This is a genomic window from Sporosarcina koreensis (assembly GCF_042655825.1).
Classification (GTDB): domain Bacteria; phylum Bacillota; class Bacilli; order Bacillales_A; family Planococcaceae; genus Sporosarcina; species Sporosarcina koreensis.
In genome coordinates, this window is sequence record NZ_JBHSNP010000010.1 from 88,764 (window position 1) to 102,212 (window position 13,449).

Below are 13,449 nucleotides of genomic sequence, written 5' to 3' on the forward strand. Positions count from 1 at the left end.
CACATAGGAGAAGAGCAAGGAATACGATAACTCTTTTCAATACCTCACGCCCTATTTATATTCATGCTAGATATGGTAAATATTAACTGATATTATTATTCTAGATGATTATTTTCAGAAAGACAACTCTTTTTAGATAATAAAGAGAGAGGGGTTAGCGTTAAAAGGAAAATTAATATTTTCATTACATGTGAATACAGCTTTTACGTTCAAAGTAAAATCCCCCAACCACATAATGGATTGGGGGATTACAATGTTAATGCACAGCCGCAATAATGCCTTCTTCACGATCTAATAGAAGTTTGATGCCTGCTGCATAAGGATCTTCGTGTAAAACATGTTCAATCCAAAAGCGGATGGCTTGAATCATGTGAAAAGAATTGAGGACGTGCATCTGACTGCCAATATGTACTTCTGCCGAAAAACCGTCCTCGTCGTCATAGAGCAATTCCACTTCCACATCTTCAGGTTGGACATTGTGAGAACGAGCTTGCTTCATGCAAATCGCATTTACAATATCTTGTTCAGAAATCATCTGGTCTGCCATGGATTTCTATCCTCTTTTTGTTGTTTTTTCTCTTTGATCATCGCGAAAATCTTGCGGACAATTCCAATGACAAAGACAATCGCCAACACATTGACCATCAAGCCTAAAATGGAACCTAACACACCCATATTGGCAAATAAGCCACCGAATAGAAGCCCGGCAATACCACCGACAAATAATCCTTTCATGAGTCCGCCTGAAAAGAAGCCGCCTTTTTTCGAAGTATTGTTCGTAGTATTTGTGGATTTATTGAGTGAAGAAGTATCTTCTTTTTTCTTATCCACTTGTGGCTTGTTATAGTTGTTTGTCGGATTGAAGCCTTTCTTGCCAGACTTATAGCCTTTCGCTTCAACAGTTGAGACGTCGTCGGTAAAGATGATGTTCCCGATCGGTGACATGATGAGTGTTACAGCAAGTAGCGCCGATACTAGTTTTTTCAATTCGTTTCCCTCCATCTATGTAGACATCCACTTTAGGATGCCGTGTTTTCATTATAATTGTTTCGACATCGTATCGGTAATCGGACGAATCAGAACTACGCTATTTTTTCATGCACCTGACATGGAATCTTCACAAAGATAGGTGCCAGATACCCGAACACTTAATATGTAGATTGATCGACCCTTTTCGAGTTATTCGCTTGAGAAGGGTTTTTTCAACTTGTAAGCGCGCGTTCAATTCATTAAATAGTAAATATATACAAGTTATAACATGTCTATAAAAATCAAATAACGGGTAGAGAATATATATAGTTTGGGAGGTAGTTCTATTGGAAAATCATATTATTGGCGTATATGAAAACGAACAACAAGTAGTTGAAGTTGTTGAGGATTTACAAAAGAAAGGCTATACAACTGAAGAAATTTCAGTGATTGCTAAAAACACAAAAAAGCTGCCTGAAATCGCAGAGGAAGTAAAACCCTCGACTACGGACGGAGCCATTGCCGGAGCTGCAACTGGAGGAGCGATTGGTTTAGCGGGAGTGATCGCGGGATTATCCACTGTATTGATTCCTGGGCTTGGCGCTGTGTTGGCAGCAGGTCCTATCCTTACAACAATTGGAGGAGCAGTCATAGGGGCCAACTCGGGTGCTGGCGGATTCAAGCATGCGCTCATGGAACTGGGAGTCACCGATGAGGAAGCTGAACGCTATTCTAAAGATGCTGAGGACGGTAAAATTCTTGTCTTTCTTCATCGAAAGAGTAGATTTCGCAAAGAGGAACGTTGAAGGGCTATTGGAATTGTTAAAGTAAAGCATCCATTCAGGGTGCTTTTTCCATGTCTGGACAGTACAGTTGAGTAAAGAATATTCTATCCATAGCCGATTATAGGTATGCAACACTGATTTTTGTGGTTATTTATATACTCAATCGGTTATTGTTTGGTCATTGCACTAGGCACCAAAAGAAAAAAAGTAACTACCCACCGCTAATGATGCAGGGTAGTTACTTCTTTGTAAAAAAATCAACATTACTGGCCAACTGCACTTTAAGCGGTATCTCTGTTGAACTGACCGGATGTTACAGCTTTCGGTCTTTCTTGCCCGGTTACCACTCCAGGTTTTTCATTACAAATAGATCGAAACGTGTTCGACGAGGATTCGAAACAATGATGTTGAGCTAAAACCAGGATCAATCTGTATCTTATCAAGGGGACTCGGATCAGGGAGGAGTATCCCATCTTCTTCTGCATACTCGACAATCATCTCAAGTACTTCTTTCGCCATCGCAATCGCATCCTCGAGGCTATCCCCGCCAGTAAAAGCCGGCAGTCCTACCTCTAAAAGGTCGGGAAAACGGACAACAACCTGATAAACGCCCTTCTTTGCATAATGATGCTCGTAATAAAAAACTGCTGCGTACTTGATTTCTTTCTTCATGGATAAAAAACTCCTTCGCATAGGGATTCTCCCTCGCCGAATGAAGCCGAGTCGAAAGGACCGACCATCATCCGGCTAGAGAGTGTCCTCCGCGAAATCGAGCACCGCATGGATATCGTTGTGTTGCTTCATAGTGCATCCCCCTCTGTCTTAGATGTGTTAATCAAAATTACTATGAATGTCTCCGGATGGCAAGCTTTCACTACCACGTCATACATATCCACCACGGTAATTATTTAAATCCGACTTTGTATGAAATTCCTTGGGAATATAGTCTTGTGATGTATTGTGAATTGCGAGACAATAGAATTAATTGGCAGGGGGGATTATCATGCTTACAACAGAATCCAAACTTTATAGCACAGAACGGGTAGGAATAATTCAAGGTGATTATGAATTTTTGACGGATCTTGTTAGCTTGTCTAATTTGGGGATTAAAAGAGGGGAGAAAACTGCTGAATTTCATGATTTGTCTATTAGGCTGTTAAATTATATTTTGCAAAAAAAGGATGCACGACTTGCTTTATTGCTAACAAAGACACTCTTAGAGATTCAGACTTATGCAGGATTTTATTTGACAGGGAATGCAACGAATGTCAGGCAACTATGCGATTTAATTAGAATCCAGTTTAGATACTCAAAGGTGGAGATTTACTATAATGTCATGAGGCTAGTTAATTACTATGTTGGAAATACAGGTCAAACCAATATTCGAGCTATCTTTCCAGAAAAAATTAATATGATGCATGGAAACCTGTATGAGTGCTTTGATCAGTCATTGACCTTGGAATTGTTACATAGTTACCTACTTATTGACATCAAATCTGCACAACCTCTATTCCTGGATATGCTGTCAGATTGGGACCGCTTTGAAAAAGAATTGTCAGAGATCGATTTTTCAAAACTCCTTTGGTATGGCTTTCTTTTAGATCAAGAGCAATATCTGAAGGATGTGCTTAAAAATTACAAAGACTTGTTAAAAAGTGACATGTGGTCAATTCGTTTTTATCGATATATAAAACAAAATTTAACTAAAAATAATAACGTAGACCATGATAAGATTCACCGTGCCATTGAACGATTTAACAAGGAAAAAATTTTTTCTACTGATGAAAAGAAATTGATTGTTAAAAAGATCCATTCTTCATTTTCTGCTAAAAAGAATATAACTCCTAAAAAGAAAGAAAAGCCAGTGCCCCTTAATATAATTAAAAGTGTGATCAGATTGGCACCTCATAATATGCCCCCTGGTATTAACATAGGTGATATTAATCAGAAAATCATCATTGAACTCGCTGTCTTTGAAAATGGGAGCATGAAAAATACTGTGAAAACAATCCGTGTGGAAGCATTGACGGACTTGAAAAAGACGGCGATCTTCGCTAATAAACCAATGTTGAAAAAGATAAAGAAAGAGGCAGGTGCCGGGTTCATACAAGTTATTGACGATAAAAATGCTAAATATAGAAATAAATTGACCGAAAATAAACCTCCTAAAGGTAAATGGTTCGAGGGGAATGAATTATTCAACTGGCCATCAACAGAAGTGACAGGAACTGGATTGGCACAAGACACAAACACAAATGGCATGAATGAAGAAAGTGCTTTGCGCAAAATGGGGTATCAAATTACAAATTCAACGAGAGACAAAAGATGGGTAGTACTCCAACGGGCAGTTCCCGTCTTAGGGTTAAAGAGGGTAGCTTATACGATTGCCGGATTTGTGAGAATGAGAAAAGGACAAAAAAACGGAAAGCAAAAGTTTAGATATGCCATTTCGGAGTGGGAACACGATTTACAAAGACTGAAGACTAAGTACTATCGAAAGGATTTTACATGGCCTATGACATAAAGCAGGGGAGAAGTGGGGAAGACATTGACATCATGATCGAAGGGGCGGGTCCTGCGATGTCAAGGATGTATTATCTTCCTTAAGACGGACCGGATGCAGAAAAGCTGAATGTGTCAAACTATGGGATGAATTAAAATAACGGGAATGGTTTATGGTACTGATAGTTATCCAAAGGGGTTAGAGAATATAGAGTGGTAACCTAGAGGCGGAAGACATATACTGCTTCTGTCTCTTTTTCTTCGGGTCTTAAACATCATGTGGAATTTTATCCTAGAATAGCAAATTATTATTAATAATATTTTCAGAAGTCCGGGGAATTGTAGTGAAATCGCATAATCTTGCATTGTGTGAGGTCTATCCTTGATTGCTAATTTATGAAAATGCATTTATGCTTTTGAAACGTTTAGGTAATGATGTATTTCCATGAATGATTAAACAAAAAAGTGGAGGTGTTAAGATGAGCGCTATACCGTTAAGTCAAAAGGTTTCTAGTTTAATCCAATACATAAATGAACTGACGCAGCTTAAACAAAAACCTGTTTATTCATATAAAAATTATGATCAAGTTCTTTGGGTAAACGATTTTCCAAAAGAGCCGGAATGCTTGGATACCTTTAGAAGTGATTTGGATGACTGGTTATATGTTAGAAAACCCATTTTTCCCAAACTACCCAAACTACCGCAAAGTATAAAAGAGTGGGTAATCATTGATCGCAAAAAGTTACTAATACAAAAAAGTATTTTTATAGTGAATGAAGTGAAAAATGAGGATGAACCTGAAAGAGTGGAGATTCATCTCGACGATTTGCCAAATATTCAAGATGAAATACAAGCTTTTCAAGACGAAGTATGGGCACCTTATCTTAAGGAATATGAACGAGTTAATAGTATTCAATTACTATACGATCAACTCTATAGAATTTATCAGGACTTACAGAATAACTCGGAGTTGCTAGAGCTTGTCGTCAGTGTAGGTCTTTTGCGTTGGAAACAGGATAATAAAAATGAAGTTGAAAGGCATCTACTTACTTCTGAAGTTGAACTGCATTTTCATAAAGAGTCTGGAGAAATGGTCATTACTCCTTCCTCGAAGGGACTTCTTTTTGAATTCGAAGAGGATATGCTCCTAGTGGAAGATCGACTCTCGGGAGAAGAATTAAGGGAAGTTCAATCATTACTAAAGCTGTTTTATGAAGAAGCGAACATTAAGGATAAATTCCCTCAAGTATTGACAAACATAGTAAATGCACTTGATTCCCGTGGGGTTTTTGAAAATTCATTACGTATTCCCAATCGAACTAATGAAGGACCTTTAGTTTCTATATCTCCTGCGTTTGTATTAAGAAAAAAATCACAGAAAAGCATTCAACATGCTTGTGAAAAAGCTATTGAACAGTTGCAAGAAATGGAAGACATTGCTGTCCCTGAAAATATGGCTAATATGTTTAATGAAATAGTTGAAGATGAAGCGGAAGAAAGTGATGCATTTCGTGAAGCCGATGAATTTTACTTTCCATTAGCATCTAATGAAGAACAAAATAGAATCATTTCGAGTTTAACTCATAAGAGCAGCGTTTTAGTTCAAGGGCCACCGGGAACCGGTAAAACTCATACGATTGCAAATTTAACTTCTCATTTGCTCGCAACCGGACACAGAGTACTGATAACAAGCCAAACTGCCAAAGCATTAAGCGTATTAAAGAGTAAACTGCCTGTGGAACTTCAAGATCTTTCTGTTAGCCTTTTGGGTGGAGATGCAACATCAATGAAAGATTTAGAAAAGGTTGTATCCTCAATCAGTGTGAATAAAGAAAGATTTGATTTAGCTGAGATGGCACAAAAGGTCGAAGCAAAAAAATCCGCTTTGAAAGGGCTAAAAGAATTACTGAATAAAACCAAAACTGAACTTATGGAAGTTCGGGAAGCGGAAACATATCTTCACAGTTTACCTCCGTACAATGGCACAGCACAAAAGATTGCACAACAATTAAATGAGGATGCAAGGGCATTTGACTGGTATACGACTCCCTCAAATATAGATGTTAATTACTTGAAAAATGAGAAAGAGCTGATATACCGCTATATCAATTTGAAAAGCAATGTTATGGATGTCCCTCTTGGATACGAAAAATACGTTTACCCTTCTTTCGCTGAAACACTGGATATCAATTCAATTATTAATGATGTTGAGGAAGAATACGGCTTAAAAGCAAAGCAAATCGCATTACTAGAAGAAGAGGACCGCGAGTTGCAAAAGACGCTGGAAAGGTTGTCGGACGATACTTTGTCCAAACTGGACTTTGAATTAAACCAGTATAGCGAATTCGCCCGCCCTCTTTTATTCAACACTTATTCTAAACTGGGAAAAGTGATTTCCGATATCTTTGAAAACCGTGGCCATTTATGGCAAAAGGTATATGAGGATCTGAAAGAGCATGTCCAAGTTATTAACGAGGCGAGAGGTAGTTTCGAGCCAAGCCTTATATCTGTTGATGGTGTTCCTACACCGTCATTGAAGAAAATGTGTGAGGACTTGTCCGAGCACTTCGAGAATGGCGGCAAAATGGGAAATTTCATATTTCAACCAAAAATTATGAAGCAATATAAAGAAACTCTGCGAAAAGTAAAATACAATAACTTGCCAATCAAGTCTGAAAGTCAAATAAATACAATTTATGCTTATGCCAAGGCCAAGCATGCATATGAAAGTATAGAGAAGTTAATTATTCCTCATTTTTTGGATGAGAAGCCGTTTGTTGAAGAACTAGCTTTAGAGGAATATGAAAAATCCTTATCTCAACTAGAGTTAGCAGTACGAATTTTCGAATGGCGAAAGGATACTTTATCCAAATTTGATTTCCTATCTGCCGATAACTTTAACAAATCCCAAATCAGTTCTTTAGTGTCTAATATTGATCTGATTGTAGTGAATAAGAAATTACAACAAAAGTCGGCAGACATTTCTTCTAAAGTGAAATTAGTCGAAAGTGTAATAACAGAAGATGCACATTTACTTTATTCTGAGCTGATTAGCGCATTAAATAATCGTGACACCGATGGATTACGGTCCATTTGGGAGCAATATGAATATTATCAAAAAGTAATGAACCATGATAGTGAAGTTGAGGCTATAACTGCCAAAGTTAGACAACACTCTCCGTTATTAATGAGTGTGCTTGAATCTTCCTATTCCAATCCAATTTGGGAAGAACGCGAAACCATTTGGGATAAGGCCCAGCACTGGAAAAAAACTAATGATTGGTTACAGTCTTTCATGCAAAGAGATGAAGCATCTCTCTCTACAAAATACAATGACACTGAAAAGGAAATTAGAAAAACGATAACCGACATAGGTTCATTAAAGGCTTGGATCAACATGTTAAGTAGGATGACTCATAGCCAATCAAAGCATTTAAAAGCATGGGCTCTTAAAGTTAAGAATATCGGAAAAGGAACCGGCAAAAATGCACCACGTTATATTGCCGAAGCTCAAGAGCATATGGAAAAGTGTAAGGATGCCATACCAGCTTGGATCATGCCTCTTAACCGTGTTTTTGAAAACTTTGAAATACGTCCAGCCCTCTTTGATATTGTGATTGTCGATGAAGCAAGCCAATCATGGCATGATGCCTTACTTCTTAAATACTTAGCTAAAAAGATGATAATTGTTGGAGACAAAGAGCAAATCAGTCCTAGTATTGTCGGTGTGGATGCGGGTGCTATTAATAAGTTACAGAAAAAGCATCTTAAAGCGGTAGGGTTTGAGTTTGCAGGGATGCTTGATGCAAACAATTCATTCTTCGATATCGCGAATGTAATGTTCAAAGAGACAATTACGCTTCGTGAACACTTCCGTTGCATGCCGGAAATTATCGGATTCTCGAATTTAATATCATATGCAAATAATCCATTGATTCCTTTAAGACAATATCCTGCTAACAGATTGGAGCCAGTCGTATCAAGATATTTACCACATGGTGTCCGTATGGGGAGTTCCCAAAACGCCTATAACGAAGTAGAGGCGGATGAGATCGTAAAAGAAATTCGTAACTGTATTAATAAGTATAAATATGATGGTAAAACAATAGGTGTTATTTCCTTGCTTGGAAATAACCAAGCCAAACTGATACAGAATAAATTAATTGCTGAACTAGGCGCGGAAGTAATGGAGGAGCGACAAATCATTTGTGGAGATGCATATGCATTCCAAGGTGATGAAAGGGATGTCATTTTTCTTTCCATGGTTGCAGCAAAAGGGGAAACACGGTTAACCGCGTTAGCCAACGATTCTGCAAGACAACGATTTAACGTAGCAGTCAGCAGGGCTAAAGACCAGTTATGGGTGATGCACTCTATTTCAGTAAATGACATTAGCAATCGGGAGTGTCTGAGATATCAGCTTCTAAACTACATTGCGAATCCATTAAAAGAAGAAACGGAAGCCAACCGTAAAAAGTGTGAAAGTAAATTTGAGGAAAGTGTGTTTGATGCAATCGTAGCAAAAGGCTACCGTGTCATTCCGCAATATGAAGTTGCTGGCTTTCGGATGGATTTTGTTGTGCAAGGGGAACAATCTAGGCTCGTAGTTGAATGTGATGGAGACCATTGGCACACTTCCGTCGACGATCGGGAGCGTGATTTCCAAAGAGAGCGATTGCTGCAAAGGGCTGGTTGGACATTTTGGAGAGTACTAGGCAGCGTCTACTATGATAATCCGGAAAAAGCATTAGAAAGCCTGTGGGAAACCTTGGATGAAATGAATATACGACCGTATCTCGAATGGGCCACTTCCTTAAAGTCGAATCAGGAAGTTGAAACGCAAGAGCTCCCAGAAACGCCTGTAGTATCTAAGCCAGTCGTTAAAAATGTTGAACCACCTACTACTGAGTTCGATAATAAGCACAATCATGAGCAGTCGACGATGGTAAAAGTGAAGAAGCCGCTTAATATGGAAGCCATGGAAAAACGGCAATATGAGCAAACTTCTTTATTATTGATGGTTGATGATAAAGAGAAGACTACTCAAGTCCAACAAGACCTTTTTGGCTTATCAGAAGTTCAATCCTACAAAGAAAAGTTAAATCGTGAAAACTTCGAGGCATACATCAACCAGGCAAAACCGGATAGAGTTTATGTGCAAGGCTCTTCTCAATTGGAAACGGAACTTTCGAGGATTGCTCCAAAAGGGAATAGTTTCACTTTCTTAAAGGATGGCAACATTGACACACAGGGCGAACCTGCATGGTATGTCGATTTCGATTTGAAAGGTGAACTGTCTTCTAATGAAAGCAACAAAAGGAATAAAGGTACAAAAATTAAACAGGTCGATTTACTTGGCAAAACTGCCAGCCAAAGAAAACCTGAAATGAATCACATGACAACTCTCGTACTCGAAATGAAAACGCTAGGCTTTGAAGTCATTGATTACCGTCATAAGTCTGAAACGATTTATGTAATTGGTGGAAAAGAGCTTGAAAAGAAGTTGCATACTTATAAAAAGCATGGACTCATATTCAGGCGACTTGAAAAAGGCAATAAAACAACCGGATTTAGATCAGCTTGGTATGCGAAGGTTAAAAAGTAACATAAACTTTAATTTATTTCTGCCCCTTACAAGGTGTTTTTGGCCTGTCAGGGGTGTTTTCTTTCATGAATTAATAACTCAATTATTAATTCCCAGTAATGAGTGATTGTAGACTGGAAGCTTATATCTGATAGTCGAAATGATTATTGTTAGTAATCCCCCCATTCTTGTCTGGTTTTCTACAGTTTCTTCCAGAACGTTGTTTGGACCTGGTTTTATTGGTATTGTAATAGTAGTTCAATTAATCCTTCAAATGAACAAACGGTATATATTTTTTCTTAGAGATGGAGCGAAAATAATGATCAATTTTCAAGATAAAGTAAGTTTTATATGGTCGATTGCAGAAGTTTTGCGTGGACCATACAAACCAGAAGACTATGGAAAAGTAATACTTCCCCTAGCGGTTTTACGCAGGTTTGACTGTGTATTGGAAGAGACCAAAGACGACGTGTTGGCAAAGTACGCTGATTTGAAATCAATCAATGAAGACGCCCGCGAACCAATCTTAAACCGTATCGCTAAGCAAAATTTCCATAACACAAGCAACTACAATTTCAACAACTTGTTAAGTGATGCAGATAATATAGCTGATAACTTACGGGATTATATGAATGGTTTCTCTAAAACAGCACGTGACATCATGGAGTACTTCGAGTTTGATAAACAAATCGATAAGATGAATGACAATGATTTATTGTATTTAACAATCAAGCGTTTTAGTGAATTGGACTTGCACCCGGAAGTCGTTTCGAATATAGAGATGGGGTACATCTTCGAAGAGTTAATTCGCCGCTTCTCGGAACACGCCGAAGCAGGGGATCACTATACACCGCGCGAGGTCGTGCGTTTAATGGTTAGTCTATTATTTATGCGTGACGATGACATTCTAACAAAGTACGGATTGACACAAACATTATATGACTGTGCTGCAGGAACTGGCGGTATGGGTTCAGTCGCACAAGAATATTTGCATGAATTCAATCCTAATGCTGACATTGAATTCTTTGCTCAAGAAATAAACGGAGAATCCTACGCAATCTGTAAGGCTGATATGTTAATCAAAGGTGCGGATGCACGTAATATCCGCCTTGGTAACACATTATCAAATGACCAATTCAAAGGAGAAAAATTCGATTACTTGATCAGTAACCCTCCGTATGGCGTGGATTGGAAGTCATATGAAAAGCCGGTTAAAGCTGAACACGAGGAACAAGGCTATAACGGCCGATTTGGACCTGGCACTCCTCGTACAAGCGACGGACAACTATTATTCCTTCTTCACTTGATATCTAAAATGAAGCCAGTGACTGCTGAAAATCCTCAAGGTTCCCGAATGACAATCATTATGAATGGGTCACCATTATTTACAGGCGATGCAGGATCAGGTGAAAGCGAAATCCGCAGATATGTGCTCGAAAATGACCTAGTGGAAGGCATCGTGGCATTGCCAAACGATTTATTCTACAACACGGGTATTTCCACATACATTTGGATTTTGACGAATAATAAAGCGGACTATCGCAAAGGGAAAGTTCAGCTGATCAATGCGGTGGACTTCTCGAAGAAAATGAAGAAAAGTCTAGGCAGTAAACGAAATGAAATTACGCAGGAGCAAATCGATGAGATTGTCCGGATATACGGGAACTTTAAAGAAGAAGAATATGTAAAAATCTTTGATAATGAAGACTTTGGCTATCAAAAGATCACAGTAGAACGGCCATTGCGATTGAATTTCCTTGTTTCGGAAGAACGCATTGCACAGGTTATCGAACAAAGGGCATTCCAAAATCTTGCTACATCGAGGAAAAAAGGTGAAAGTGGGATTGCGGAAATAGAAGCTGGTAAAGAGCTGCAAGAGACCATTCTTAAAGTGCTACGTAATCATATAAGTGACATAGTTTATAAGAACCGTGAGGACTTTGAAAAGAAATTAAAAGCAGCTTTTAAAGAGGTAGGGGTTGTTATTGGAGCACCCGTCTTGAAGGCGATTTTTGCTGGGCTTTCTGAAAAGGATGAAACAGCGGATGTGTGTATGAAGAAAAAGGATGAGATTGAGGCGGATGCGGATTTGCGCGATACGGAAAATGTTCCATTGAAGGAAAACATAGAAGAATATTTTGAACGCGAAGTATTGCCTCATGTACCGGATGCGTGGATTGATCATAGTAGGACGAGAGTGGGTTATGAGATTCCTTTTACGCGACAATTTTATAAATATACACCACTCCGAAGTTCAGCAGAAATATTTGCTGATATTAAAGAACTTGAATTGGGCATATTAGAGCAGTTAAAGAAGGTGTTGGGATGAATCAAAATTTTAAACAGGTAAAATTAAAATATTTAGCATTAATCAATCCTCCAAAATCAGAAGTAAAGATAAAAGAAAATATACCAGTTTCTTTTGTTCCCATGGAAAATATCAAATCCATTGGAGAGGTTGACCTCAGTATAGTTAGGCCTATTGAAGAAGTCTGGGATGGCTATACTTATTTTAAAGATAAAGATATTATAATGGCAAAAGTAACGCCGTGTTTTGAAAATGGAAATATCGCGATAGTTGATAATCTGGAAAATGGAGTAGGGTTCGGAACAACTGAATTACATATTATACGGGCACACACCAATGTGAAAACTGAATTTCTTTTTTACTTTATACAATCAGACGAATTTAAGACAGCAGCCGTTTCGAGTATGTATGGTGTTGGAGGACTAAAGCGTATTCCTACAGAATTTCTTCTGAATTCTAAAGTACCTTTACCCGATAAAGAAACACAAAGAAGAATTATCAGTTTTTTAAATGAAAAATCGGACTCCATCCATTCTTTGATTAAGAAAAAGCAAAAGTTAATAGATTTATTAGAGGAAAAACGCCAAGCGATCATCACGGAAGCAGTAACAAAAGGCTTAAATCCAACTGTGAAAATGAAAGATTCAGGTGTGGAATGGATTGGTGAAATCCCAGAGCATTGGCGGTTAACTAAAATGAAGTACATAGGTGATGCAATAACGGGTTTAACATACTCTCCGAATGATGTTTGTGATGAATATGGAACTGTTGTTTTAAGATCAACAAATATTCAAAAGGGTAATATTTCCTTGCATGACAATGTGTATGTCAATATGAATATCCCAGGTAAATTATTTACAAAAGTAAATGACATATTAATTTGTTCAAGAAATGGTAGTAGAAATCTTATAGGAAAGAACGCATTAATTTTGGAAAAACATACTGGTTTAAGTTTCGGAGCTTTTACAACCGTTTTTAGAAGTGAATACAATTCATTTGTTTATTATGTGTTAAATTCAGGTTTCTTTGCTGCGCAATTGGGAACGTATTTGACGTCAACTATAAATCAATTAACTATCGGAAATTTGAATAACATGGAAATTGTAATGCCACCCTTAAAAGAGCAAAAGAAAATAACTCAATACCTTCAACAAGAAACTTCCAACCTTAATCACTTAATTGAACGTATTGAAGAACAAATCCAAAAACTAAAAGAATACCGCCAATCCCTAATCTATGAAGTGGTAACAGGGAAAATCGATGTTCGGGATCTTGAAGTAGTACAGTAACGGAGGTGAGA

The 13,449-nt window shown here is 38.0% G+C and carries 8 protein-coding genes; 5 read left to right on the plus strand and 3 right to left on the minus strand.

All coding sequences use genetic code 11. From position 1 onward, the window contains the following. Positions 1-256: 256 nt before the first annotated feature. Together ACFPTP_RS05575 and ACFPTP_RS05580 are read right to left on the minus strand one after the other, a co-directional pair. Positions 257-547 (minus strand): DUF2653 family protein, encoded by a 291-nt coding sequence (locus tag ACFPTP_RS05575; protein ID WP_381442854.1) that lies wholly within the window; start codon positions 545-547, stop codon positions 257-259. Then, positions 532-987 carry a hypothetical protein gene (locus ACFPTP_RS05580; protein ID WP_381442855.1) on the minus strand — a complete coding sequence of 152 codons (456 nt, stop codon included), beginning with the start codon at positions 985-987 and terminating at the stop codon, positions 532-534. The genes ACFPTP_RS05575 and ACFPTP_RS05580 overlap by 16 nt, the downstream gene beginning before the upstream one ends. A gap of 329 nt (positions 988-1,316) precedes the next feature. Between ACFPTP_RS05580 and ACFPTP_RS05585 the strand changes: the two genes are divergently transcribed. Continuing rightward, complete coding sequence (locus ACFPTP_RS05585; RefSeq protein WP_381442856.1) at positions 1,317-1,775, plus strand: general stress protein; 459 nt, start codon at positions 1,317-1,319, stop codon at positions 1,773-1,775. 339 nt (positions 1,776-2,114) lie between these two features. Here the strand turns inward: ACFPTP_RS05585 and ACFPTP_RS05590 are convergent, their stop codons facing one another. Further along, positions 2,115-2,426: a type II toxin-antitoxin system HicB family antitoxin gene (locus ACFPTP_RS05590; protein WP_381442857.1), complete on the minus strand. Its 312-nt coding sequence runs from the start codon at positions 2,424-2,426 to the stop codon at positions 2,115-2,117. A 331-nt stretch (positions 2,427-2,757) separates the two neighbouring features. On the opposite strand from ACFPTP_RS05590, the gene ACFPTP_RS05595 reads away from it, so the two are divergent. From ACFPTP_RS05595 to ACFPTP_RS05610, 4 genes are all read left to right on the plus strand, one after another. After that, positions 2,758-4,278 (plus strand): ferritin family protein, encoded by a 1,521-nt coding sequence (locus ACFPTP_RS05595; RefSeq protein WP_381442859.1) that lies wholly within the window; start codon positions 2,758-2,760, stop codon positions 4,276-4,278. Between the two features lie 457 nt (positions 4,279-4,735). Next, complete coding sequence (locus tag ACFPTP_RS05600) at positions 4,736-9,862, plus strand: AAA domain-containing protein (protein ID WP_381442860.1); 5,127 nt, start codon at positions 4,736-4,738, stop codon at positions 9,860-9,862. A gap of 298 nt (positions 9,863-10,160) precedes the next feature. Then, positions 10,161-12,170 carry an N-6 DNA methylase gene (locus ACFPTP_RS05605; RefSeq protein ID WP_381442862.1) on the plus strand — a complete coding sequence of 670 codons (2,010 nt, stop codon included), beginning with the start codon at positions 10,161-10,163 and terminating at the stop codon, positions 12,168-12,170. Further along, positions 12,167-13,438, plus strand: coding sequence for a restriction endonuclease subunit S (locus ACFPTP_RS05610; RefSeq protein WP_381442864.1), 1,272 nt, complete (start codon positions 12,167-12,169; stop codon positions 13,436-13,438). Before ACFPTP_RS05605 ends, ACFPTP_RS05610 begins: the two co-directional genes overlap by 4 nt. Positions 13,439-13,449 lie beyond the last annotated feature (11 nt).